Genomic DNA, 24079 nt, shown 5'->3' on the forward strand with positions numbered 1-24079 from the left:
GGATGCCGGGCGCGGATATCACCAGCGGTAGTGCGCGAAAGCCCGGTTCGCTTCGGCCATCTTGTGGGTGTCCTCGCGACGCTTGACCGCGGCACCCAAGCCGTTGCTGGCGTCGAGGATCTCATTGGCGAGGCGCTCGACCATGGTCTTCTCGCGACGGGCCTTGGAGAAGCTCACCAGCCAGCGCAATGCCAGCGTGGTGGAGCGATCGGGACGCACCTCGACCGGGACCTGGTAGGTCGCGCCACCGACGCGGCGGCTGCGCACCTCGAGGGCGGGCTTGACGTTGTCGAGCGCACGCTTGAGGGTGACGACCGGATCAGTGCCGGTCTTGTCGCGGGCCTGCTCCAGCGCACCGTAGACAATGCGCTCGGCCAGCGACTTCTTACCGTCCAGCAGAACCTTGTTGACCAGCTGGGTGACCAGCTGCGACCCGTAAACCGGATCGTTGACCAACGGACGCTTCGGCGCGGGACCCTTGCGCGGCATCAGCTCTTCTCCTTCTTGGCGCCGTAACGGCTACGGGCCTGCTTGCGGTTCTTGACACCCTGGGTGTCCAGCGACCCGCGGATGATCTTGTAACGGACGCCGGGGAGGTCCTTCACACGACCGCCACGCACCAGCACCATCGAGTGCTCCTGCAGGTTGTGGCCCTCACCCGGGATGTAAGCGGTGACCTCAACCCCGCTGGTCAGCTTCACGCGGGCAACCTTACGAAGCGCCGAGTTCGGCTTCTTCGGGGTGGTGGTGTACACGCGGGTGCACACGCCGCGGCGCTGCGGGCTGCCCTTGAGGGCCGCGGTCTTGACCTTCGCGACCTTGTCGCGGCGACCCTTGCGGACCAGCTGGTTGATGGTTGGCATGTACCGGCTTTCTGTGTGTTGCTTTGTGCTGCTCTGTCGTTCTTCAAGTCTCTGTACTGCGGGTTCCCCCCGGGTACGTACCCCGCACCCGGGCGTGTCGCATGCACCCACGCCGAAAAATTCCGATGCGTGTTAGACATGCAAATTAGCCCGGCGTGCGGGCACGCTTGCGAAAACACTCAGCCGCATGCGCCTTTCCGGCCAGGCACGATCCACCACAATACCAGGGCCGACCGCGCCGAACCAAACTCGTACGCAGTCGACTAATCGCAGGTCAGAGCCTACGCCTACCGCCGCTCCAGACCAGAAGCCAATCGCAGCAGCATATCGGTGAACACCGCATCGGTGTCGATATCGTCCATCACGCCGGTCATCTCCAGCAGGACAAACCCGTGCAGGGCCGACCAGAATTCGAGCGCGGCGTAAAACGCGTCCTCCCCTTCCAGGCCGAACGAGGCGAGGACATCGATCACCGGTGCGGCGGCAGCCTTCGTGGCCGCTGAGTACTGCGGATCATCGCCGCCGAACGGCATCCGGGTGAAGGCCGAATACCGGCCGGGATGGTGGTGGGCATAGCTGCGATACGCGCTGGCCATGGCCACGATGGCGTCCTCGCGGGTACGCCCCTGGGCCACGGTATTCAGCATCGAGACGATGTCGTCGATCACCCGCATCCGGACCGTGCGGCGCAGGTCGTCGAGGCTGTCGACGTGGTTGTACAGCGATGGCCCCTTGGTGCCGAGCTGGCTGGCCAACGCGTTGATGGTCAAGGCGTCCCAACCGTCACGGTCGAGGAACGTCAGGGCTGCGTTGACGATGACATCCCGACTCAGCCTTGCGGTCCGCGGCTGGCTGCGCCGACCGCCGGCCACCTGCCGAGCTGACATGTGCACTCCACACCTATTCGGGTCGACGGGAACGGAACCGGAACTGGGGTCGCCGGGAAACTGTAGCCCGCCCGACTCGTCGTTTCAGTTCACGCGAGCCTGGCTGACTTGGGCGAGTTGCTCGGTGATGGTGCACAGATCCGGCAAGACGGCGGGGTTCATCGACTGGATCGACCAGGTGATGACGTCGGTGCCCTTGCTGACATAGATGCTGCAGACGTTCGCATCGGCCGCTTTGAAGCCCTTGTTCCCGTTGAGGGAAAGCTCGGTCAGCGTGCGCCCGGCGCGTTTTTCCAGCGCCCGCTCGGTGTCCATGTCACTCCCCCGGTACCACCAGGTGGAGATGCCCATGCCAGCGCCGAAGGTGCCCAGCACGGTGTTCTCCTGCCAGAAGCAGCCTGAGTCGTTCACCACGACCTTGGTGAACATCGAACCAGCGGCCTTGGTCACGTCGGCATCGGTGATGCCGTTGCAATCCGTGGCGTGGAAGCCGCTGCCGGCTGCGGCCGCCGGCGGCAAGTCCGGGCGCTCCGACGTTCCGCACGCCGCCAGCACCAGAGCACCGAAAGCGGCACCTGCGATGACGGTGCGCGTAACCATGGTCAGAGCTCCGCCTGCAACGTCTTCGACAGCAGCATCTGAGCGTCCTGGCACGGATCGCCGCCATTCTGGCCGCGGTACTGCACCCACCAGCTGAGCACGCCCGAACCCGCCGCCGCGGTGGCGGAGCACGCCGCGCCCGTAACGTCGCGGCGTGCCAGGAACGCCTCATGGCGTTCGACGACAATATCGGTGATCTGCGCTTTCCGATCCCGAGCCACCGCATGTTCACGCTCAAGGGATCCCGATTCGAACCACGAGAACACCACGTCGAGCATCAGCGGCGCAGCGTTCGGCCCGCCGCTGCGCGACAGCACGTACTGACAGACCGCGCCGCTGTAGGGACGAACGATGTTGTCCGCCTTGAGGAATTCCCGGACCGAGGTGTCGACCAGCAGACCGCATCGGTCATCGACATATCCGTAGCCACGGTCCGAGCCCGCGCTACCGGCGTCGGCGCGCTGCGCCGTCCCGCTGACGGTGTGCGAGCACGCCGCGACAGTCACCATTGCGGTGACCACCACGGCAGCAGCCTCCACAACACGCCGACGCATCGGACAACACGCTACCGAGCACTGTGAACTCACGCGACCGAGCACCCGGGGCACGCCGAACCGGCCAAGAGCTGCCGAAGCGGTGGCACCGCAACGTACGCTTTCCCTGCGTCAGATGTCATCGCACCGGATTAGACCGAAGGGGAAAGACCGTCGCCTGATCGGAAAGTGAGAGAACATGCATAGCTACATCACCGGGATCATCGGCGTTGTTGCGGCGGGTGCCGCGGTTTGCGCGCTGTCCGCGTGCGGCAGCTCGGACAACAAGAACAACTCTTCGCCGTCAGCGACAGCCGGCAGTTCGGGTCTCAACGTCGAAATCGGCAACACGATCAACTACGCGTCCGTCGGGACTACTGCCGACATCGATTGCGCCAACGGCAAATCACTCACCATCGGTGGTACCAACAACACCCTGACCGTTAAGGGCACGTGCGCCAGCGTCAACATCGGCGGTTCGGACAACAAGATCACCTTCGACCAGATCGACAAAGATCTGGCCGTGCTCGGGTTCAACAACACCGTGATCTACAAGGCCGGCGACCCGAAGGTCACGAACACCGGCAGCAACAACACGGTCAACAAGGGCTGACCGAGCTACTGGTCCTCGTCTGGTTCGACGAGGCAGTTCCGCGGGGGTGTCGTTTTTCATCGACGCATCTAGCCTGGGAAGCATGCCTCGGTGCGTATTAGTCACCGGCGCCACCGGAACGCTCGGCCATCACGTGGTGCCGGAGGTGACGGGCGCCGGTCATTCCGTCCGGGCCCTGAGCCGCCATAAGCACATCGGATACACCGGCGTGCATTGGTGTCAGGGCGATCTGAGCGCGGGAACCGGACTGGAGGCCGCGCTCGACGGTGTCGACGTCGTCGTCCACTGCGCGACTCAGCCCACCGGCAACAAGGACGTCAGGGCCACGGAGAACCTGATCGCCGCGGCTCACCGAGCCGGCGTCGAGCATCTCGTGTACATCTCGATCGTCGGGATCGACCGCATCCCGTTGCCCTACTACAAGGCCAAACTGCGGGCCGAGGAGGCGCTGGCAGCCTCGGACATCGGCCACACGGTCGTGCGCGCGACACAGTTCCACGAACTGATCGAGAAGATCTTCGCCGTCCAGCGATTCTCACCGGTGTTGTGTGCCCTGCGCGGTGTGCGGTTCCAACCGATCAGCACCCGGGACGTCGCTGTCAGATTGGTCGAACTGGTCGATTCCGCGCCGGCCGGCCGGGTGGCCGACATCGGCGGTCCCGAAGTACATGACCATGACGAACTTGGTCGTATGTACCTCGCGGCACGGGAAAGCAAGCGTCGTGTGGTCAGACTCACGCTCGGCGGCCGCATTGTCGCAGGTTACAAATCAGGCGCCAATCTGGCCCCCGATAACGCGGTCGGCGCCACAACTTTCCAGGATCACCTCAGTTCAGGCCGATAAAAGTATTGACAGACTCCCGGTTCGCTTTTGAGACCGACGGCACAGTTTGATCAACCGTCTTGCATGTACCGACGTTCGTCGTAGGCTCGTGCCTGATGAGCACTTCAGCGCCGCAGAACCGCTCGACGCGAGCTGCCGACACCGATCGGATTCAGGTGGCGCAGCTGCTCACTGATGCGGCTGCCACAGGCCGGCTGCCCATGACGGAGTACGAGGACCGGTTAACCAAGGCTTACTCCGCGCAGACGTACGACGATCTGGCCCGGTTGAGCAATGATCTGCTCGGCGTTATTCCGTGTCCCTATGGTGCCTGCCATCCCGCACCGTCGACTCTACTGCTGGCCATCATGAGCGGATTCGAACGCCGCGGCCGCTGGAATGTGCCGAAGAGACTCACCACATTCACGCTTTTCGGTGGCGGTGTGGTCGATATGCGCTACGCCGATTTCACCGCGCCCGATGTCGAAATCCGGTCCTATTCGATTTGCGGTGGACAAACCATTCTGGTGCCACCGGAAGTGAATGTGGATGTCGGTGGGCACGCTGTTATGGGAAGCTTCGACCATTCGGTCAAGGGCGAGGGCGCCCCCGGCGCGCCACGGGTACACATTCGCGGCTTCTCACTGTGGGGCAGCGTCGGGATCAAACGCAAGAAGCGACGCAACCAGATCGAAGAATAGCGACACACAAACGGGCGGTCCAATGGGCCGCTCTTTTTGTGGCACCTGCTGATCGGCGATTGCAGGTGGTGGCGACCACCCGCCGGCATATCGGCCACATCCAGCACAAACTTTTCTGATAGCCGCTCGCAAACCGGCCCCTACGACACCACATCGATTTTCCAGCCAACGCCCACCAGCCACTCAGCGAGTACTCGTAGGCTGGATTTTTCACGGCTCGCCATCCGCTTGGAATCCGTTGTCGGACAAGACGTTGTGTCCGGCGCATATCGCGCCATCCACCGCGTTCATTCCGGTGGAAGGCCCTTCCCCCGAGGGCCGGGCGTGCGGCACTCGGCCCGATTCCCCGGGTGCCGCACGTCTAACAACGGGCCGATCATTCTCCCCACAAATTCAGGTGCACATCACATCGGCTTCTCATCGGCCGCCAAGGTGACAGCGGTTGGCTGAAAACATCCGAACGCGAAGGAGAAACGATGTCGACAGAGCCCCGCAACAGCGAAGTCGTCCTGGTCCTCGACGCGGACACGGACACCGGCCGCGACACCGCCCGCCGCCTGCTACAGGCCGGTTGTCGGGTCGCCGTCACGGCCCGCCACCCAGCGCCTCTAACCCGAATCATGCATGGCTACAGTGCATCTCAGATCATGGCGATCACCGCCGATACGTCGGATGCAGCCCAGTTCGGCCATCTCATGGACCGCATCGAGCACCGGTTCGGCCACGCCGTCGACCGAATTGTCGGCACCGACGGCGAGGCAGGCCGGCTGGCGCTGGCGTCCTGACCGCCCGGGGTGTGTTCAACGCCGGCCAGAAATGCATGTCGGTGACCCGGACGCTGGTCAGCGAGAGGATCCACGACACTTTCGTCACAGCGCCGATGCCAGATACCAATTCCATTCCCCGGAAACCGGCGCACAATCGAAGTAGCTGCTGGTTCGACGTGAGGGGAGTGAGACCAATGGTCAGGACACACACGGTGGTTGCCGGAGAAACGCTGTGGGCATTGGCGTTGCGCTTCTACGGCGAAGCCGAGCTGTATCGCCTGGTCGCCGCCGCCAGCGGGATCAGCAACCCCAATGTCCTCAATGTGGGACAACAGCTGGTCTTTCCCGACTTCACCAGATACACCGCCGTCGCGGGAGACACCCTGCCGGCCTTGGCTGCGCGCTTCTACGGGGATGCGGACCTGCACCATTTGATCGGTATTGCCAGCGGCGTCACCGATGCCGACACCATCGGCGCGGGCCAGCGGCTGATCATCCCCGATATCACGAAATACCGGGTCGCACCCGGGGATACGCTGTCGGCCTTGGCGTTGCGCTTCTACGGCAACGCCGCCTTCTACTCCCCGATCGCCGCTGTCAACAACATCGCGAACCCCAACGCGTTGAGCCCCGGGCAGGTCCTGATCATCTTTACCGGCCGCAGTGACGGCTTCGGTCTTCGGATAGTCGATCGAAACGAAAACGACCCGCGGCTGTGGTACTACCGCTTCCAGACCGACGCGATCGGCTGGAACCCCGGCGTAAACGTGCTACTGCCCGACGACTACCGCACCAGCGGGCGCACCTATCCGGTGCTCTACATGTTCCACGGTGGCAACGACGACTTCCGTTCGTTCGACTTCATGGGTATCCGCGACTGGACCGCGGGAAAGCCGATCATCGTCGTGATGCCCGACGGCGGGCACGCGGGCTGGTACTCCAATCCGGTCAGCTCGTTCGTCGGCCCGCGGAACTGGGAGACCTTCCACATCGCCCAGTTGCTGCCCTGGATCGAGGCGAACTTCCGCACGTACGCCGAGTACGACGGCCGAGCGGTCGGTGGATTCTCGATGGGCGGCTTCGGTGCCCTGAAGTACGCCGCCAAGTACTACGGCCACTTCGCGTCGGTGAGCGCCCATTCAGGCCCAGCGAGCCTGCGGCGCGATTTCGGGCTCGTCGTGCACTGGGCCAACATCACGTCGGCGGTTCTGGACCTGGCCGGCGGAACGGTCTACGGCGCACCGCTGTGGGACCAGGCCAGGGTCAGCGCCGATAACCCGGTCGAGCGCATCGAAAGCTACCGCAACAAGCGGATCTTCCTCGTCGCTGGCACCAGTCCAGATCCGATCAACTGGTTCGACAGCGCGAACGAGACCGAAGTGCTCGCCGGCCAACGGGAGTTCCGCGGACTGCTCGATGCCGCAGGCATACCTCAGGATTGGCATGAGGTGCCCGGCGGCCACGTCTTCCGGCCCGAGATGTTCGCCATCGACCTCGACGGCATCATTGCCCGACTTCGCCCCGCCGCATAAGCAATCCGTCCACCAACAGCGACATGCCGTGGTGGGCAGGCATTTCGATGGCGAAACTGTGCAGATCGTCGACGGTGGCCAACGTCTTGCCGGTGAACATGTCCGACACCGACGCCCCGGGCGGCAGCGCCTCCGAGCGCACGGTGCCCGCGATGTCCTCGTTGGCGAAGTTGAGCACCGTGAGTTGGTGGTCACCGTTGGCCAACTCGTGGACGAGCACCAGCATGCCGCGATGGGACACCTCGGGAATGTCGACCTGGCGGCTGGTGGCGATCTCGTAGTGCTTGCGGACCCGGAGGATGGCCTGGAGCTGTCGCAGAAAGCTGGTCTCGTCGACCAGCTGCTCCGGGATTGACCCGTAAAGGCTTCTCCCCCTGGGTATTCCGGCGATCGATCGGGTCGCCGTCGGGTTGTGGCCCATCAGGTCATGCGCGGCCCGGTGAATCCAGCGCGTATCCCCGCTGTGCAGAAGTGCTTCCACGTCGGCCGCCGGAAGCGTCAGCATCCCGCACATATCCCAGCCGGACAGCGCGAACACGCCCGGCTGCAGCGCGTTGAACATCGCCAGCAGCAGGTGCGCGCGCCGGATCTGGTCTACAGATACCCCGTCGCTTCGCTCGCCCCCAGTGTCGTCGATCTCGTCCAGATCCGTGATGCCCAGCGCGGCGGCGATGACGGTCGCCGTGGTACACGCGATACCGTTGGTGGTGAAAACCAAGTTGTATGGCGCGTTTTCACCGGTCAGCTTCTCGGTGAGGTCGCCACGGATGATGTCGCCGAGGGCTTCGCCGGTGACCTCCTCACCCCGGAAGGTGTAGATGTCGTCGCGGTGGCCGGTCGACCAGTGCACGAGCTCATAGGTCAGCTCGTCGTGGTTCTGCAACGCATGCACCAGAGAGGCCGGCTCGACCCCGAGTTCGAGGGTGGTCCGCAGGGTCAGCCGCAGGAACTCGGTGTCGCCCGTCGCCAGCGCATGCTGGTAGGCCGGGCGGTTGATGAAGTCGTACGACAGGTCTGCGCCGGCCTGCCCGATCTCGCGGATGTCATCGATGGTCAGGTTCAGTTCCTGAAAGGTGAACCCGCCGACCTTGCGGACCATGCTCGCGATCAGATGGTTGGCCGCCTCCGAGAGTGGGTGCCCCTCCGACCAGGCCGTACTGTCCTCGGCCGCGGTCTTCTCCGCGCCGAGAAATCCATTCGCATCCAACCGAAGCCCACCGGTACCCAGATCGGTCAGGGAATGCAACGCATCGCCGATCACCAGCCGCATGCCGGCGAACGACGGGTCCAGCCAGTTGATCGACGGTTGCCCATCCTTGAAGTAGTGCAGATACACCCAGCGCCGCTCGACGCCGTCGATGCCCACCACCGGTCGCGTGACACTCCAATTGGTTTCCTTGACACCCTCGGCGTAGAAGATCACTCGCTGCAGCCGCCCGATGATGTACCCGGCCTTATCGAGCCAGTCCTCGGTCACGGTGTCGATGTTGACCGAGTCGCGCCCGTGCGGCACGTCGGGCAGGTGGTCCCAGTCCAGTGGGTCGACCTCGACCATGTGATAGATACCGGGATAGTCGGCGTACTTCATCTCGGCCAGCCGGAAGTCCGCACCCTTGCCGGTGTGGCCGGGCACGATGTCGTCGATGATGGTGCCGCCGTACCAGTTGGCGGTTCCGCACATCTGCCGGAACTCGTCCTCGGTGCCGAAGGCCGGGTCGATCTGAGTGCTGATGCGGTCGAAGTGCCCGTCGACGCTCGGCGTCAGCTGCCAGCCCGCTATGCCACCCGCCCGTTTGACCGGACCCGTGTGGATGGCGTCGACACCGATCTCGGCGAACGCCTTCCACATGTCCTCATCAGCCATGGCCTTGAGAAACGACTGCCCCGGCCGGGTGATCAGCGAAAGCGGATAGGCGGTGAACCACACCGCCGCGGTGTCGACGGCGCCCCGCGGGCTGGGTGTGGCGTACGGGTTCTGCCACATCGAACCCTGGCCGGAGAACTGTTGGCTGATCTCGTTGGCGTCGGCCAGCATCGACTGGCTCAGCAGCCACGACACATACGCCGGGTTGTCACCCGTGGCCGGCCCGTCCTGGGCCACCGAACGACGGATGAACGGCGCCTTGACCCTCGGACGAAACCGCAACGCCCTAGGCCGGGCTGGGTGCAGGTGTTCGTCGAAGGTGATTTCAGTCGGCTCGTTGGTCTGATCGTCGGGTTCCGGCTCGGCAACCTGAGACATGCATCCCCTCTCCAGACTTGGACGCGTCGTGGCTCCAGCCTAGGCATCCCGCCGCGAATTCGACGAAAATGCCGCTGAGCGGGCATGAACCGGCTAGTGCCGGCGGGATCGCAGATAGTCGCCGACGACCGCGGCGCCGAGGCCGTCGAGATCCGGCACAACCACGCGACCTGCGACGCGTCGGGCCACCTGGTCGATGAACCGGGCCAACCCGGGATCACTGCCGAGCCGGAAGATCGTCACTTGGGCGCCCAGCCGCGCGACCTCGTCGAAACCCCGCACGGTGTGGGCAATGGTGCGGGGATGCGGTGGATAGTCGAAGAACACCTCCGGCTGTGAAACCGAATCAGCGCCGTCTCCGAATCCTTCGAGATGCGCGGTCGGCTCACCGTCGGTGACCACAAGCACCACAGGCTGCGCATTGGGGTGACGACGCAGGTGCCGCGATGCCAGGGCCAGCGCGTGATGCAGGTTGGTGCCCTGCTCGTAAACCCCTTCCAGCGCAGTCAATTCGGCGGCACTCAGGGTGCGGGCATAGCGGCCGAACGCGATGATCTGCAGGGCATCCGATCGGAACCGGGTGCTGATCAGATGATTCAACGCCAGCGCGGTGCGCTTCATCGGCAGCCAGCGATTCTCCATCACCATCGAGAACGAGGTGTCCACCAGCAGCGCCACGCATGCTTGGGTGCGCGTCTCGGTCTCGGAGATCTCGACGTCCTGAACCGCGACTTGAATCGGCACCGCTGGGCCGTCCTCGCGCCTGCCGGCTTGGCGCAGCACGGCGTTGGTCACAGTCCTGGTGACGTTCCACGGTTCGGTATCGCCGAACTGCCACGGCCGGGTGGCCCCGGTCAGCTCACCGGCCGCACCGGCGCGGCGCGTGTCACGTTCTCCGTGCCGTCCCGAAAGTTGCTGTGCCACATCCCGCAAAGCTGCCTGACCGAGCTGACGCATGGCCTTGGGCGAGAGCCGCCACTGCCCGTCGGATCCGCGATCCAGGAAGCCCTGATTGACCAGTGCCCGTTCCAGCTCGGCCAGGGTGCGGGCATCGACGGCGGCCTGGTCGCCGAGCTGCCGGGCCAGCGCGTCGAGGTCGACGTCCTCCATCGTGGCCCCGGAATAGCTCTGCGACAACGCGTCGGCCAACTGCTCCAGCTCGGCGATGTCGGCCAGCGCTTGCGCGCCCTCCCCCATGCCCATGGGGTTGTCGCCGGAGAACCGCTGCGCGCCTGTCCAATCCTCGCCGGGGCGGGCTGCCTGCAGATGCGCGTCGAGCCGGTTCAGCGCGTTCATCAGCGACGGCGATCCGAAAGCCTGCTCGGCAAGGGCATCCAGCTCGGCACGCTGCTGCGGCGAGAGGCTGCTGCGGAAACGCTGAGCGGCGGCCGCCCGCCGCGCCAGCGAGTCGAGCAGCTCGTCGACGTTGGACGGGTTCTCCGGGAAGAATTCGCCGTGCTTGCCCATGAAATCTTGAAAGTCCTGCTCGGTGTCCTCGCCGCGAGCGTGCTTGTCCAGCAAGTCATTCAGATCGTCGAGCATGTCGTTGACGCGCTGACGATCCTCGTCGGTGGCGTTCTCCAACGCCTCTTTCATGCCGGCGAAGCGCTGATCGAGCATCTCACGACCGAGCAGATCCTTGATCTGCTCATACTTTTCGCGCGCCTCGGGTGAGCGCCATGAGTACTCCGAGAGCTCTTGCACAGCCTTGGCCGGTGATGGCGACAGAGAATCGAGCTGCAGTTCACCGAACCGCGCGTCGTCGTCCAGAGCGCGAGCGAGTTCCTTACGCTCGGCGAGCACAGCCTCATCGAGGAGCTTCTTGATGTCCTGCAGTGTGCCGTCGAGGTTGTTGCGCTGCAGCAGTTCCCGTCGCCGCCGGTTCGCCTCGGCGGCCAGCCGGTCGGTGCCGCGCATATTGCGCGTGCCGCGGCGCAGCAGCTCCGAGAACGCGCGGCGCGGCGAGCTACCCTCCATCACGTTCTGACCGATCTGCTCAAGCGCGTCGCGCAGATCGATCGGCGGTGCCAGCGGATCCGGCCCGCCGGTGTACCGGGAGTACCTCGAGGTGTGCCCGTGCCCGCCGGCAGCGTGGCCACTACCCATAGACGGTCTCCCCCTCCCCACTCACCTTGTCGATGCGCTTGGCCAGGTACAGCGCTTCCAACGTCAACTCGACCGCTGCGGCCCGTTGCCCTATTGACCGGGCACCCAGGCGGGCGGCCACCGCATCCAGGGCAGGCAGGGCGGGCAGCGCCGCCAACACGTCCTTGGCCGAGACCCGCTCGCCGGTGGTCACCGGGGAACCTTCCTCGACCGCAGCCACCACCGAGCCGACGTCGATGCCGCCGAGCAGCCGTTGCGCCGTATCAGCGGTGGCCCGCCGGAGCAGATGCTCCAACACCGCCTGCTCGCGACCCTCCTCGCCGGTCTCGAACTCCAGCTTGCCGCGTAACACGTCGATCACCGTGGCGAGGTCCACAACGCGCGCCACCGGGTCGTCCTCGCCCAGGATCGCCGCGCGGTGCCGAGCCGACGCCGCGACCGTCTCGGCCGCCGCGATCGCGAACCGCGCCGACACCCCGGAGCGTTGGTCGATCGAACTCGATTCACGCAGATTGCGGGCGAACCGGGCCAGTACGCTCAACAGGTACCCCGGCACCTCGGCCGCCAGGTGTGCCTCCTGGCGGATCACGCCGACCTCGGATTCGATTTCCAGCGGATAGTGCGTGCGGATCTCGGCGCCGAACCGGTCCTTGAGCGGGGTGATGATGCGACCGCGATTGGTGTAGTCCTCCGGGTTGGCACTGGCGACGACGAGTACGTCCAACGGCAGCCGCAAGGTGTAGCCACGCACCTGAATGTCGCGTTCCTCCATGACATTGAGCATCGACACCTGGATCCGCTCGGCCAGGTCGGGCAACTCGTTTACGGCCACGATGCCGCGATGCGCGCGGGGAATCAGGCCGTAGGCGATCGTTTCCGGATCGCCGAGACTCCGGCCCTCGGCGACCTTGATGGGATCGATGTCACCGACCAGGTCAGCGACGCTGGTATCGGGGGTGGCAAGCTTCTCGGTATAGCGCTCGCTGCGGTGCCGCCATTCGATCGGCAGGTCCTCGCCGGAATCGGCAGCGCGGCGGATCGATTCCGGGGTGATCGGGCTGTACGGGTGCTCGCCCAACTCGGCGCCGGCGATCACCGGCGTCCACTCGTCGAGCAGTCCGGTCAGCGCCCGCAGCAGCCGGGTTTTGCCCTGGCCGCGCTCGCCGAGCAGCACCACGTCATGTCCGGCGATCAGCGCCCGTTCCAGTTGCGGAATCACGGTGTCGTCGAAGCCCAGGATTCCGGGCCACACGTCCCGCCGGTCCGCGAGGGCGGCCAGCAGATTCTCCCGGATTTCGGCCTTCACGCCCCGCTCACGATGCCCGGACGCGCGCAGCTCACCGACCGTGCGAGGGAGATCGCCGGAGCCGGGCTGCCGGCGACCATCGGTTCTGGGTTGGCTCACGACTCCACGCTACGACTGCACCCGCGGCTCGGCATGGCTACTTCCTGACTTACGGTCGTCGTAGAGCTACAGAGTCGTGGCGACTGCCGCTGGACCGGTAGTCTGCGCGCATGCCGTTGGCTAGCGGTCAGGTCTTTGCGGGGTTCACCATCGTCAGGTTGGTGGGCACCGGCGGCATGGGCGAGGTGTACCTGGCTGCCCATCCCCGGCTGCCGCGCGAGGACGCCCTCAAGGTGCTTCCTCAGACCGTTAGCGCAGATAACGAGTTTCGTCAGAGGTTTATCCGCGAAGCCGACATGGCGGCCACGCTGTGGCATCCGCACATCGTCGGTGTGCACGACCGGGGTGAGTTCGAGGGCCGGTTGTGGATCTCGATGGACTACGTCGACGGCCACGACGCCGCCCGGTTGCTCCACGATGTCTACCCGTCCGGAATGCCGGCCGACGATGTGGTCGAGATCATAGCCGCGGTGGGCGACGCGCTGGACTACGCGCACCAGCGCAAGCTGCTGCACCGCGACGTCAAGCCGGCCAACATCCTCATCACCGGCAAACAAGGCACCAAGCGCCGCATCATGTTGACCGACTTCGGTATCGCGCGCCGGGCCGACGAGGTCAACGGGCTGACGTCCACCAACATCACGGTCGGCTCGATGTCTTACACCGCGCCCGAACAGCTGCTGGGCCAGATGCTGGACGGCCGGGCCGACCAATACTCGCTGGCCGCCACCGCCTACCGGTTGTTCACCGGGGCACCGCCATATGCGCACAGCAACCCGGCAGTAGTCATCAGCCACCACCTGAGCTCACCGGTTCCCAAACTCGCGGCGACCAAACCTGAACTGGCCGTGTTCGATCCGGTGATGGCCAAAGGGTTGGCCAAAGATCCCAAGGACCGCTACGACAGCTGCCACGACTTCGCCAACGCGCTGGCCGAGGCCGCCGCGAGCACCACCGCGACGCTCAAGATGCCGGCACTCGCACCCCCACCTCCGGTAGGGCCCGTGGCTGCACCGCACGCGTCGCCGATGCCCATGACGCCGCGGCCGATGTCCCCGTCGAATCCGCAGTCTCCGTGGCCGACGCCACCATCAGAGCCCCCCTGGGCGGTTGCCGAGCCGCACCGCAAACCTCCGACAAACTCGATGCCGCCACGGTCGACCACCTTCGGTCCGCCGCCACTGCCTTACATCGGGCCGCCGAAGAAGCCGCGCAGCAAGCGCAAGGTGCTGCTGATCGCGGGCGCAATCGCCGCAGTCGTGCTGATCGTCGGCGGTGTCACCCTGGCTGTGATGTCCGGCGGCGACCAACCGACCCCGGGTCCGAACACCACCTCGGCGGCGTCCTCCACGAGCCTGACGACAGCGTCCACACCGTTGCAACCGCCCGGCCACTCATACACCATCGCCGACTACATCCGCGACAACAAGATCGCCGAAACATCCATCCACCGCGGAGACGCCGGCGCACCGGTGTTCACCATGCCCACCCCGCCGCCGTGGGCCGACGCCGCAACCCGCACTCCGGCATGGGCCTATTCGGCAATCGTCAACGACAGTGTGACCCCGACGGATCCGCCGTCGGCAATCTCGTTGATCTCGAAGCTCGTCGGTAACGTCGACACCGACAAGCTGCTCGAATTCGCGCCCAACGAACTGCAGAATCTCGCCGAGTACGAGCCGGTCGGTAGCGTCACCCGCGGGAACCTCAACGGATTCCCGTCGGTGTCCCTGGGCGGGTCCTATGTCAAAGACGGCCGGCGCCGGGCCATCACGCAGAAGACAGTGACGATACCCATACGAGGCGGCGCGTTCGTGCTGCAGATCAACGCCGACTCCTTGTACCGCGACATGAACTCGCTGACCGACATCAACAAGGTCATCGACGCGCAGGCCACCGTCGTGATGCCCTGAGGCGCGCCCTAGGGATGCGTCACCGGCAGCACCTGAAAGCCTGACACCATCATCTCGGAATCCCGCTTGTAAATGAGGTTGTCAGGTGCCGTCGTCTGCACCGTCAACCCCGCGCAGTACGTTCGCAGCTCGCTGCGATAGGCCACGAACAGCGCGGTCGCCGGATGCGGTTGCAGCACACCCATCTGCGGCAATTGGTAATTCACGGTCTGCGCCGGCAGACCGCAGATCTTGATGTTGTCGACCTCCATGGCACTTTCGGGCACGCCAAGGGTGGAGATCGACTTACGCTGCGCGGCGAACACCTCGTCCGGCGTCATCGCGTCGGCCACACTTTCCAACGCAATCACGATCGTCGGGCTGAAGTTGCCATTCTGCAGGTTCTTGTTGATCATCGTGTACCGCAGCAGGTCGTTGTCGCGGCCCTCGATACGATCCCAGCCCGGGGGCTGCGGAATCTTGATGGTGGGCTCGTCGGCGTCCACCCGCGGCACTGTGACCAGCGGCGCATCGACCGGGTTGCATTTCAGCTCTCCGGTTTTCGCCGCTGCCAACAGATCCTGTGAGGCCACCGGGTGGCCGTCGATCAGATGCGCGCACGACGTCAACACCAGCGCCGCAGCCGCCAACACAACGGCTTTCCTCGACGCAGTCGCCATGGTCGCCAATGTTAGTGGGCGAAATGCCGTGCGCCCGTGAGGTACAGGCTGATCCCCGCTTTGGCGGCCGCATCGGTGACCGCATCGTCGCGCATCGATCCACCGGGGTGCACGATGGCCTTGACCCCCGCCTGCGCCAAAGTCTCGAGCCCGTCGGGGAACGGGAAGAACGCATCAGAGGCCGCGACGGCGCCTACCACGCGGTCCCCCGCGCGCTGTACCGCCAGACGCGCCGCGTCGACCCGGTTGACCTGGCCCATTCCGACACCGACGGTGGCGCCGTCCTTGGCGACCACGATGGCATTGGATTTGACTGCCCGACAGGTCCGCCAGGCGAAAGTCAGATCGGTCAGAGTCTGTTCGTCGGCAGGCTGACCGGTGGCCAGCGTCCAGTTGTTCGGGTCGTCGCCTTCAGCATCGAGCGCGTCGCGTTGCTGTAACAACACGCCGCCGCTGATCTGGCGCATCTCGATGCCTCCGGCCAGCGGCTCCGAGGCAACCAGGATGCGGACATTCTTCTTGCGCGCAAGCACTTCCACCGCACCGGGCTCGTAGGCCGGCGCGATGATCACCTCGGTGAAGATGTCCGCGACTGCCTCCGCCATCTCCACACTGACCTCGGTGTTCGAGGCGATGACGCCGCCGAACGCGCTCAACGGATCGCACTCGTGTGCCTTGCGATGCGCGTCAGCGACCGAAACCGACGAGATCGCGATGCCACACGGGTTGGCGTGCTTGATGATCGCCACGCAGATCTCTTCGTGGTCGAACGCGGCCCGCCATGCTGCGTCGGCATCGGTGTAGTTGTTGTAAGACATCTCTTTACCGTGCAGCTGCTCGGCCTGCGCCAGGCCCGGCCACACGGAATCGTCGCGGTACACGGCGGCTTGCTGATGCGGGTTCTCGCCGTACCGCAGGACCGCGCTGCGGTGCCAGGTGCCGGCGAACCACTGGGGCAAGACGGACGCGGGCCCAGAATCTTCCGCGGGTGCCAGCGTCGACGCCATCCAGCCGGCCACCGCGACGTCGTATTCGGCAGTGTGCCGGAACGCCAACGACGCCAACTTCTTTCGCTCGTCCAGGGTGAAGCCTCCACCGCGTACCGCGGCCAGCACGCCGTCGTAACCCAGCGGGTCTACCACCACCGCCACACTCGGATGGTTCTTGGCTGCCGCCCGCACCATCGACGGGCCGCCGATGTCGATCTGTTCGACGCATTCGTCGACCGATGCACCGGATTCGACGGTCTCGGTGAACGGGTAGAGGTTGACCACCACCAACTCGAACGCCTCGACGTTCAACTCCCGCAGAGCGGCAAGATGTTCCGGCTTACGGGTATCGGCCAGCAGTCCGGCGTGCACGCGCGGGTGCAGAGTCTTCACCCGGCCGTCGAGCACCTCGGGGAAGCCCGTCACCTCTTCGACCGGGGTCACCGGAACACCGGTCGAGGCAATGGTTTTCGCCGTCGAACCGGTGGAGACGATAGTCACGCCGGCCTCGTGCAGACCGCGAGCCAGGTCGGCGAGGCCGGTCTTGTCGTAGACGCTGACCAATGCGCGCCGAATCGGTCGCTTGTCGCTCATCGCTGTGTCCTCAACATCCGAAGGTCGCCTTTCGTCCGGTCCAAGTCACGCCGCGGGTTGCCAGCGCGGCCAGCACGTCCACCAGAAGTCGCCGTTCGACGACCTTGATGCGCTCGTGCAACGTCTCTTCAGTGTCCCCGTCGTGCACCTCCACGGCGCGCTGCGCGAGGATGGGCCCGGTATCCACTCCGGCGTCGACCAGGTGCACCGTGCACCCGGACACGCGCACCCCGTACGCCAGCGCCTCAGGCACCGCATGCGCTCCCGGGAATGCCGGCAGCAACGCCGGATGGGTATTCACCACCCTGCCGTTGAAGCGCGAAAGAAACTGGGGTCCAAGGATCTTCATGAAACCTGCGGAGACCACCAGATCAGGTTCGTGGGCCTCCGTTGCGGCGGTCAGCTCCGCATCCCAGGCGCCCCGATCGGCATGGTCGCCCAGACGAACCGTGTAGGCCGCCACCCCGGCGTCTGCGGCGATATCGAGCGCGGCACACGCGCGGTCCGTTCCGACCGCAACCACCCGGGCTGGATACTCGTCGACAGCGGCAGCCAATAGCGAAGCCAGCAGCGATCCCGTGCCTGAAGCCAATACGACAAGCCGCGCGGGCGCACAGGGGGGCACATGAAGCGGTTGCTGCACGCGCAGCAGCCTAGTCGGCTCTGTCGCGCGGCTCATCGCCGGTCACGTCATGATCGACGATGAAGTGCTCCTCGGGATCTTCCGGGTAGTGGGCGGTCGCGGCGGTATCGCCACTCGACCACGCCACGAGCGGATCGTCGTCGGCGATGTCGACGTCTACTTCCTCGACGTCGAGCGGAGGCTCCTCGTCATCGGGGCGGTGACGGTTCTCGTGCCCGGCTTCGGCTTCTTCCCGATAGTCAGCCGGTTCAGCCTCATACTCATCGGCTTCGTACTCAGCTGCCACCTCGTCGTCGAACGGCTCTGCGACCTGTGGGTCGGGCGCAGGTTCGGCGACCCGCCTGGGCAGGCGGGCAATGCCACCCGACATCGCCACGGTCAGCCCGCCGATCCCGGCGAACCACACGAACACTGCCGGCCCGAACGTGGCCTGGTCGACCCCGACCTCACCGAAGTTGCCGAGCCGACCGCCTGCGGCGTATGCCAACACCACCATCATCACCGCGGCGACCGCCGACGCCACTGCGAGCTTGGCCGCCGCGGGCCCCGGGGTCAGCGGGTGACGCGCACACTGCTGCCCCAGCGCGACGCCGGACGCGGCGCCGACGATCAGCAGCGCCACCCACACCGGCCCGAGTGGCGGCGTCGGCAGGGCGGCCAGCACAGGCAGCGCGGGGATGTCACCACCGAAGACGGTGAACGAGCTGAAGGTCGCCAATCCCACATGGGCGCTGGAGCCAACGGCGATGGCCGTCGTCCCGACGATCACGTTGGGTATGTACAGGATGGCAAGCAGGGTAAGGCTGAACTGGCCGAGGACGGTGTCGGTGATGGCGTACAGGTCGTGCATCGTGCCCCAATGCACGACCAGCGAAGCGGCGGTGACAGCACCGGACAACCCGAAGAGAGCGAGGGCGCCGGCCATGGCCGCGCGCAACGCGTCGGGAAGCCAATTCGGCAGCGGCGACCGCTGCAGGATGCGTCGACCGATCTTCCATCCGACGCCCAGCACCGCACCGACGGCGTGCACGGCGAGTACCCCGGTGAAAGCCCGCAGCGCGCTGGGAGTCTGCAACTCGGTGATCACCGATGACGCGTCGTGGATGACGGCCAGCATGACCGCGGCGATCAGCATCGGGCCACCCAACGCCGAGGCCACCACCCACCGCGTGACGAACCACGACGAGTTGGGCGCGGTTGCGGCCGCCGTGGTGCGCGCCGTCCCCCACACCATCAACAGGACCGGCAACAAAGGCATGACTCCGAGTACCCGGCCACCGATGGACACCGGCACCTGGTGCACGCCGAGCCACATGCTGGCGATCGCGCCGAATGCACCGGTCATGTCGCTGTTGGCGATCAACAACTGCAGCAGCGTGACCGCGGCGATGATCACCAACGCCACGACGGACGGACCGAACGCGACCCGAAGCAGTTCACGCGCCTGGCGTGTGCCGGCTGGCCGGTTGCTCACAGGGTGGGCCGCTCCTCGCAGGTGATCACGCGTGTGCGGGTTGCACACGCGCGGACCAGCTTACGACTGTGAGGGGCCAGATTGCTGTGAGGACGACGGCTGCGTCGGTTGCTGCGTCGGAACCTGGGTGGTCGGCGCAGATGCATTTGAGCTGCTGGACGACGGCTGCTGTTGCGGCTGTCCGAATGCGGGAAAACCGGTCGGCGGGGTCGCCGAGCTGTTGTGGCTACTCTGCAGCCCGCCTTGCTGGCCCTGAACAGAGAATCCACCGGTGTTGGGACCGCCGGTATAGCTACCGTATTGCGACGGGTAGCTCGAGCGCTGCTGCGGCGGCGCCTGTTGATACGGCTGACCGCCGTGCTGGGGCTGACTCTGCTGCCCGTAGTACTGCGACGGACCACCGTACTGGCCGTACTGCGGGACCGGCGCTTCGAACTGCGGCTTGGGTACCGGCGGCGCGATGACGCCCGACTGCAGCAGCAGGGCCCAGACCGCGACGCCAGTCTGAACCAGGGTGAGGGCCAGGACGACATACACCGCCCAGCCGCCGTCACCAGCGGCCACGACTGCGGACAGGGTCAACAGGAAAGCCACGGCGGAGAGCACCGCGGCGACTCCCGCGATATTCTTCTGCTTGGGCAGCACACCCACCCCGGCCAGCAGACCCGCGGTGAGCGCGAGCGTCACGTTCAGCCCGACCCCGTACTTGGCGTCGAGAGCGAAACTCAGCACGTAGGTCACCACACCGAGGCCGGCCACGCCGCCGAGCAGATACGTGGGCAGCGGGCTCTCCGCTGCGGGTGCTGCGGAGGCAGTGGGCCGGCTGGGCTGCTGCGGCGCACCGTACGGCGAGGTCGGCTGTGGGGCAGACGGGTATCCGGGGCTGCTGGGCGGGTAGGACATGAACCTCTCCTGTGCTGGTCGGGCGTCGCGTAGCGCGTTCACGCGGGCATCATCACGACCGCCTGAGCGTTTCAGGCTTCCACGCTAGCGCACCAGGAGGGGTGGGTGGCACACGCTCGGGTGTCATTCCGGTCTCAAGCCGATACCAGAACAGGAGCATTGACCGAATCCTGTTCGGCCGCCTCGATTTCGCGCACCAGCGGCAATACGTTGGCACCGAAATACTCGATTTCTTCTTGGAAATGCAGGAATCCGCCGAGGATCAGGTCGACACCGCGTTTGCGGTACGCGGCAATACGTTCCGCGATCTGCTCGGGGGTACCGATTAGCTGAGTGCGGAATCCGTCGTTGTACTGCACCAGATCCTCGAAGCTGGAATCCGCCCACATCCCCTTGTTGTCGCCGGTCGAATTTCCGGCTTGCTGCACGGCGCTGCGGAACCCTTCCACCGCGGGTCTATTGGCCTTGGCGATGATCTCTTTCAACGTCTCCTTCGCTTCTTTCTGGGTGTCGCGGGCGATGATGAAGCCGTTGAGTCCGAACCGCACTTCCCTGTCGGCAGCACGCGCGTGGTCGCGCACCTCGATCACCTGCTCAGTCAGCCCGTCGAAATCCTTACCGTTGGAGAAGTACCAGTCGGCGTAGTAGCCGCCGTTGCGACGGGCGGCGGTGGAGTTACCACCCTGGAACAACTCCGGGTTGGGACGTTCGGCGGTGTTCAGCGGCTTGGGCTTGAGAGTGAAGTCGTGGATGCGGTAGAAGTCGCCGCGGAAGTCGACATCGTCCTCGGTCCAGATCTTGCGCAGCACCTGCAGGAACTCGGCGCTGCGGCGGTACCGCTCGTCATGTTCGAGCCACGGTTCGCCCAGATGGGTGAACTCGTCCTTGAACCAGCCGGATACCACATTGACCGCGAACCGGCCATTGGACAGGTGGTCGGCGGTCGCACCGAGCTTGGCCAGCACAGCCGGTTGCCACAGACCCGGATGGACCGCCGCGATGACCTTCAGCCGCTCCGTTGCCAGCAACAATGCAAGGCTGAAACTGGTCGATTCGTGCTGGAACTCGGCACCGTAGCTGGCCTCATAGCGAACCTGACTCAACGCGTATTCGAACCCGTTGTTCTCGGCGGTCTGTGCCAGTTTTGCGTTGTACCGATAGTTCCAGTCGGTACGCTGCTCGATATTGCTGGTTACCAGACCACCACTGACATTGGGCACCCAATAGGCAAACTTGACGTGGTCGGCGATGTGTTCAGTCGTCATGGTCTGAGATTCCAGCAAACCTGCCAGCGATGTCACGGGTAACGCTCGCGCTGAACTTTTGTGGCGCCCCGGACTCGAATACGTTCTAACCTGGTTGGAACACAGTCGAACTCACCGATCACAATGCTCCGCGGGGCAACGCCGCACCATACTGTGCGAATTACATTCGCCGTCGCATACCCCATTTGACGTACATCGGAAACGACGTACATCGAATCTGGCGTAGACTTAGGCCATGACCTGGCCAATCCGACCAATGACCCTGGTCGTGGGCGGTATCGTGCCGCCGGCGAACGTCGTCGGCCGGGTCCGTGAGGAGCAGGAGATCCTCACGAGCCTGCCCGACGGTGGCGCGGCGCTGGTCGGAGACCGGCGGCACGGCAAGACGTCGCTGGCGCGGCTCGTCGCGCATACCGCTCGCCAGCAGGGGCTGACAGTCGTCTCGGTCAGCGCCGAACGCCAGACCTACTCCGAGTTCGTCACCGCGTTGGCGGGTGAGTTGGGCCGCGTCGACAACGCGTTGCGTCAGGAAGTCGAACGGTGGAAGGTCGCGTTCGTCACCGGACCTATCCGCTTCGAACGAACCCACGCCGAGGCCGCCCTCGATGATCTGCTGCAGCGCGCCGTGAGCCGCACCGAGCGTGGACCGCTGGTGCTGTTCATCGATGAAGTCACGGTGCTGGCGCGCAACCTGGAACGCGAGAAGCCCGGCGGCGGCGACGCATTCCTGCATCTGCTACGCCGCTTCCGGCAGGACAACACCGGCCGGCTGGCCACCGTTCTTTCGGGATCGATTGGCTTTCATCATGTTTCGGAAGATGCACTCAGTTCGGTGAACGACATCCGCAAAGTCACGGTGGGGCCGATCCGCCATGACCATGCCACCTATCTGGCCGAATGCTTGCTGCTCGGCGCACAGGTCGCCGTCACCGACCGACACCTGGTCGCCGAATCCATTGCGGCCGCAGCTGAGAACGTGCCGTACTACATCCAGCATCTGGTCGCGGCCTCGGCACAGGTCGGACCGGTCGGTCCCGACCAGATACCCGCGCTGCTGCGGGCTGCCATCATCGACCCGCATGACCCGTGGGATCTGCGTCACTATCGGGATCGCCTACGCAGCTACTACGGCGACGACGCCGCAGCCATCGCCAATCTGCTCGACATCTACGCCCACGCCTCACACCCGTTGAGTGTCGATGCCGCAGCGCACCTTCTGCAGTCCGAAGGATCACCGATCCGAGACCGCGAGCAGCTGGTGTCGTTCATCGAACGCCTCGAGCAAGATCACTATCTACGGCGGGTCGGCGATGACGACTGCTTCGCGTCGGGTCTGGTGCAGGCGGCATGGCTGGCCATGCGGCGATGAGCGGTCGCGCGAAGAGCAATAAGCCCGTGAGTCTTCCGCTGTTCACCCCGGCCGCGATCGATCCGGCCGAACTCGACACGCACACCGTCGGCCGGGCCGCATTGCTGTCGCGGCTCACCGACCGGATCACCGGCGCGGTCCGCGACGGCTCCCGTCCGCACACGTTGCTGATCGGTCCGCGTGGCAGCGGCAAGACGCACACGCTGCACGTCATGGTCCACCATGCACTGGCTGACCATGCCGCGGCGAAAAACATGCTGCCACTGATACTTCCGGAAGATTCGCTGGCGATCGGCAACTACGGTGACCTTCTGGTCGAACTTGTCCGGCCGTATCGTCCCGATGCGCGAGAACTGCGCAATGACGTCATCGGGCTGGAACGCGGCATTCTCGATCTGGCTGATGGCCGGATGATCCTCATGGCGGTCGAGAACCTGGACCGCGTTTTCGAAGCCATCGGCGAGGCAGGCCAGGGCAGCCTGCGGGCATGGGTCGAAACATCTACTGCAGTCATGCTTTTCGCAACGGCACCGGCCCTGTTCCCGGCCGTCGCATCGCGCACCCACCCGTGGTACGGCTCGTTCATCGTCGAGGAGCTAGCTGACCTGACAGCCGATGAGGGCGCCGAGATCGTGGCTAGGGCCGGCGATGACGAGCTGGCCGCCTATCTCCGATCCCCAGAGGGGCAGAACCGGATCGCCGCCATCAATCGGCTCGTCGGCGGCTCACCACGGTTGTGGCACATGGTCGCCGACAGCGTCGACGTACCTGCGCTGCAGGCGTTGGAGCCGGTCGTGGCCGCGCTTCTGGACCGGCTCGCACCGTCCTACCAGCAGCGGCTCTGGCAGTTGCCGACCGGCGAGCAGCGTCTGGTGGTCGAGCTTGCACGCGGCGAAGGCCCGCGAACAGTGTCCGATCTCGCTGCAGCGGTGGGGGTTTCGAACCAGACCGCATCGGCCGCGCTGGGCCGGCTTGCCGCCGGCCGGTGGGTGGTCGGTACGAAATCGGACGAGGGCGACCGCCGGGTCACGTGGTACGACCTCAGCGATCCGATGCTCCGCCGTGTCGTGCAGTACCGCGACGGTCGCGTTTAACTGCCGAGCAGACGTGAATGTCCGCGACACGCCGGGCGTGCCGGGACATTCACGTCTCAGTGTCATTGTGAGGGTGCTGTGTTGCGGTGTGTCGAGGTGACAGA

General features: G+C 65.3%; 22 protein-coding genes. 8 read left to right on the forward strand and 14 right to left on the reverse strand.

The features are described from left to right. Positions 1-18 precede the first annotated feature (18 nt). The 5 genes from rpsG to B133_RS0113880 form a co-directional block, all read right to left on the reverse strand. Entirely contained in the window at positions 19-489 is a 471-nt protein-coding gene (gene rpsG / locus B133_RS0113860) for a 30S ribosomal protein S7 (protein ID WP_018601866.1), read from the reverse strand. Further along, positions 489-863 carry a 30S ribosomal protein S12 gene (gene rpsL / locus B133_RS0113865; RefSeq protein WP_003881867.1) on the reverse strand — a complete coding sequence of 125 codons (375 nt, stop codon included), beginning with the start codon at positions 861-863 and terminating at the stop codon, positions 489-491. Before rpsL ends, rpsG begins: the two co-directional genes overlap by 1 nt. A gap of 287 nt (positions 864-1150) precedes the next feature. After that, the gene (locus B133_RS0113870) at positions 1151-1750 is read right to left on the reverse strand and encodes a TetR/AcrR family transcriptional regulator (protein ID WP_018601870.1); all 600 of its coding nucleotides are present in this window, start codon (positions 1748-1750) and stop codon (positions 1151-1153) included. 84 nt (positions 1751-1834) lie between these two features. After that, the gene (locus B133_RS0113875; protein ID WP_018601871.1) at positions 1835-2350 is read right to left on the reverse strand and encodes a DUF3558 family protein; all 516 of its coding nucleotides are present in this window, start codon (positions 2348-2350) and stop codon (positions 1835-1837) included. Between the two features lie 2 nt (positions 2351-2352). Then, positions 2353-2904 (reverse strand): DUF3558 domain-containing protein, encoded by a 552-nt coding sequence (locus B133_RS0113880; RefSeq protein WP_026256414.1) that lies wholly within the window; start codon positions 2902-2904, stop codon positions 2353-2355. 178 nt (positions 2905-3082) lie between these two features. Here B133_RS0113880 and B133_RS0113885 point away from each other — a divergent pair, with 178 nt between their 5' ends. From B133_RS0113885 to B133_RS0113905, 5 genes are all read left to right on the forward strand, one after another. Next, the gene (locus B133_RS0113885; RefSeq protein WP_018601874.1) at positions 3083-3496 is read left to right on the forward strand and encodes a DUF3060 domain-containing protein; all 414 of its coding nucleotides are present in this window, start codon (positions 3083-3085) and stop codon (positions 3494-3496) included. An 82-nt stretch (positions 3497-3578) separates the two neighbouring features. Continuing rightward, entirely contained in the window at positions 3579-4340 is a 762-nt protein-coding gene (locus B133_RS0113890; RefSeq protein ID WP_018601875.1) for an SDR family oxidoreductase, read from the forward strand. Positions 4341-4435: 95 nt separating this feature from the next. Continuing rightward, complete coding sequence (locus B133_RS0113895) at positions 4436-5020, forward strand: DUF1707 domain-containing protein (protein WP_018601877.1); 585 nt, start codon at positions 4436-4438, stop codon at positions 5018-5020. Positions 5021-5496: 476 nt separating this feature from the next. After that, on the forward strand, positions 5497-5805 hold the full coding sequence (locus B133_RS0113900; protein ID WP_018601879.1) for an SDR family NAD(P)-dependent oxidoreductase: 309 nt from the start codon (positions 5497-5499) through the stop codon (positions 5803-5805). 176 nt (positions 5806-5981) lie between these two features. Continuing rightward, on the forward strand, positions 5982-7319 hold the full coding sequence (locus B133_RS0113905; protein ID WP_018601880.1) for an alpha/beta hydrolase-fold protein: 1338 nt from the start codon (positions 5982-5984) through the stop codon (positions 7317-7319). Here B133_RS0113905 and treS read toward each other — a convergent pair. From treS to B133_RS0113920, 3 genes are all read right to left on the reverse strand, one after another. Beyond that, entirely contained in the window at positions 7291-9561 is a 2271-nt protein-coding gene (gene treS / locus B133_RS0113910) for a maltose alpha-D-glucosyltransferase (protein WP_018601881.1), read from the reverse strand. The genes B133_RS0113905 and treS overlap by 29 nt on opposite strands. Before the next feature lie 93 nt (positions 9562-9654). Next, positions 9655-11667, reverse strand: a complete 2013-nt coding sequence (locus B133_RS0113915) for a VWA domain-containing protein (RefSeq protein ID WP_018601882.1) — start codon at positions 11665-11667, stop codon at positions 9655-9657. Next, a complete protein-coding gene (locus tag B133_RS0113920) occupies positions 11660-13072 on the reverse strand; it encodes a sigma 54-interacting transcriptional regulator (RefSeq protein ID WP_198291003.1) in 1413 nt (470 codons plus the stop codon). The genes B133_RS0113915 and B133_RS0113920 overlap by 8 nt, the downstream gene beginning before the upstream one ends. A gap of 110 nt (positions 13073-13182) precedes the next feature. On the opposite strand from B133_RS0113920, the gene B133_RS0113925 reads away from it, so the two are divergent. Beyond that, on the forward strand, positions 13183-14985 hold the full coding sequence (locus B133_RS0113925; protein WP_018601884.1) for an LpqN/LpqT family lipoprotein: 1803 nt from the start codon (positions 13183-13185) through the stop codon (positions 14983-14985). Between the two features lie 8 nt (positions 14986-14993). Here the strand turns inward: B133_RS0113925 and B133_RS0113930 are convergent, their stop codons facing one another. The 6 genes from B133_RS0113930 to sfnG all read right to left on the reverse strand — a co-directional run bounded on the left by B133_RS0113930 (position 14994) and on the right by sfnG (position 21512). Continuing rightward, entirely contained in the window at positions 14994-15644 is a 651-nt protein-coding gene (locus B133_RS0113930; protein ID WP_026256416.1) for an LpqN/LpqT family lipoprotein, read from the reverse strand. Between the two features lie 11 nt (positions 15645-15655). Beyond that, complete coding sequence (purH, locus tag B133_RS0113935) at positions 15656-17227, reverse strand: bifunctional phosphoribosylaminoimidazolecarboxamide formyltransferase/IMP cyclohydrolase (protein ID WP_018601886.1); 1572 nt, start codon at positions 17225-17227, stop codon at positions 15656-15658. Positions 17228-17237: 10 nt separating this feature from the next. Further along, entirely contained in the window at positions 17238-17870 is a 633-nt protein-coding gene (gene purN / locus B133_RS0113940) for a phosphoribosylglycinamide formyltransferase (RefSeq protein WP_026256417.1), read from the reverse strand. Positions 17871-17880: 10 nt separating this feature from the next. Next, positions 17881-19344: a DUF6350 family protein gene (locus tag B133_RS0113945; RefSeq protein ID WP_018601888.1), complete on the reverse strand. Its 1464-nt coding sequence runs from the start codon at positions 19342-19344 to the stop codon at positions 17881-17883. A 60-nt stretch (positions 19345-19404) separates the two neighbouring features. Continuing rightward, entirely contained in the window at positions 19405-20247 is an 843-nt protein-coding gene (locus B133_RS0113950; protein ID WP_026256418.1) for a DUF5336 domain-containing protein, read from the reverse strand. A 134-nt stretch (positions 20248-20381) separates the two neighbouring features. Further along, positions 20382-21512, reverse strand: coding sequence for a dimethylsulfone monooxygenase SfnG (gene sfnG / locus B133_RS0113955; RefSeq protein ID WP_026256419.1), 1131 nt, complete (start codon positions 21510-21512; stop codon positions 20382-20384). A gap of 256 nt (positions 21513-21768) precedes the next feature. Here sfnG and B133_RS0113960 point away from each other — a divergent pair, with 256 nt between their 5' ends. Together B133_RS0113960 and B133_RS0113965 are read left to right on the forward strand one after the other, a co-directional pair. Further along, positions 21769-22881 carry an AAA family ATPase gene (locus tag B133_RS0113960; protein WP_018601891.1) on the forward strand — a complete coding sequence of 371 codons (1113 nt, stop codon included), beginning with the start codon at positions 21769-21771 and terminating at the stop codon, positions 22879-22881. Further along, positions 22860-23975 carry a MarR family transcriptional regulator gene (locus B133_RS0113965; protein ID WP_018601892.1) on the forward strand — a complete coding sequence of 372 codons (1116 nt, stop codon included), beginning with the start codon at positions 22860-22862 and terminating at the stop codon, positions 23973-23975. Before B133_RS0113960 ends, B133_RS0113965 begins: the two co-directional genes overlap by 22 nt. The last annotated feature ends 104 nt before the right edge of the window (positions 23976-24079 follow it).

It is taken from the genome of Mycobacterium sp. 155 (assembly GCF_000373905.1).
Classification (GTDB): domain Bacteria; phylum Actinomycetota; class Actinomycetes; order Mycobacteriales; family Mycobacteriaceae; genus Mycobacterium.

What these genes read in the sequence shown, in the direction of transcription:
- B133_RS0113900 (WP_018601879.1), top strand. Translation starts at nt 5,497, where the DNA reads ATGTCGACAGAGCCCCGCAACAGCGAAGTCGTCCTGGTCCTCGACGCG.
- B133_RS0113930 (WP_026256416.1), bottom strand. Translation starts at nt 15,644, where the DNA reads ATGGCGACTGCGTCGAGGAAAGCCGTTGTGTTGGCGGCTGCGGCGCTG.
- B133_RS0113960 (WP_018601891.1), top strand. Translation starts at nt 21,769, where the DNA reads ATGACCCTGGTCGTGGGCGGTATCGTGCCGCCGGCGAACGTCGTCGGC.
- B133_RS0113915 (WP_018601882.1), bottom strand. Translation starts at nt 11,667, where the DNA reads ATGGGTAGTGGCCACGCTGCCGGCGGGCACGGGCACACCTCGAGGTAC.
- rpsG (WP_018601866.1), bottom strand. Translation starts at nt 489, where the DNA reads ATGCCGCGCAAGGGTCCCGCGCCGAAGCGTCCGTTGGTCAACGATCCG.
- treS (WP_018601881.1), bottom strand. Translation starts at nt 9,561, where the DNA reads ATGTCTCAGGTTGCCGAGCCGGAACCCGACGATCAGACCAACGAGCCG.
- B133_RS0113895 (WP_018601877.1), top strand. Translation starts at nt 4,436, where the DNA reads ATGAGCACTTCAGCGCCGCAGAACCGCTCGACGCGAGCTGCCGACACC.
- rpsL (WP_003881867.1), bottom strand. Translation starts at nt 863, where the DNA reads ATGCCAACCATCAACCAGCTGGTCCGCAAGGGTCGCCGCGACAAGGTC.
- B133_RS0113870 (WP_018601870.1), bottom strand. Translation starts at nt 1,750, where the DNA reads ATGTCAGCTCGGCAGGTGGCCGGCGGTCGGCGCAGCCAGCCGCGGACC.
- B133_RS0113890 (WP_018601875.1), top strand. Translation starts at nt 3,579, where the DNA reads ATGCCTCGGTGCGTATTAGTCACCGGCGCCACCGGAACGCTCGGCCAT.
- B133_RS0113905 (WP_018601880.1), top strand. Translation starts at nt 5,982, where the DNA reads ATGGTCAGGACACACACGGTGGTTGCCGGAGAAACGCTGTGGGCATTG.
- B133_RS0113880 (WP_026256414.1), bottom strand. Translation starts at nt 2,904, where the DNA reads ATGCGTCGGCGTGTTGTGGAGGCTGCTGCCGTGGTGGTCACCGCAATG.
- B133_RS0113875 (WP_018601871.1), bottom strand. Translation starts at nt 2,350, where the DNA reads ATGGTTACGCGCACCGTCATCGCAGGTGCCGCTTTCGGTGCTCTGGTG.
- B133_RS0113965 (WP_018601892.1), top strand. Translation starts at nt 22,860, where the DNA reads ATGGCTGGCCATGCGGCGATGAGCGGTCGCGCGAAGAGCAATAAGCCC.
- sfnG (WP_026256419.1), bottom strand. Translation starts at nt 21,512, where the DNA reads ATGACGACTGAACACATCGCCGACCACGTCAAGTTTGCCTATTGGGTG.
- purH (WP_018601886.1), bottom strand. Translation starts at nt 17,227, where the DNA reads ATGAGCGACAAGCGACCGATTCGGCGCGCATTGGTCAGCGTCTACGAC.
- B133_RS0113950 (WP_026256418.1), bottom strand. Translation starts at nt 20,247, where the DNA reads ATGTCCTACCCGCCCAGCAGCCCCGGATACCCGTCTGCCCCACAGCCG.
- B133_RS0113925 (WP_018601884.1), top strand. Translation starts at nt 13,183, where the DNA reads ATGCCGTTGGCTAGCGGTCAGGTCTTTGCGGGGTTCACCATCGTCAGG.
- B133_RS0113885 (WP_018601874.1), top strand. Translation starts at nt 3,083, where the DNA reads ATGCATAGCTACATCACCGGGATCATCGGCGTTGTTGCGGCGGGTGCC.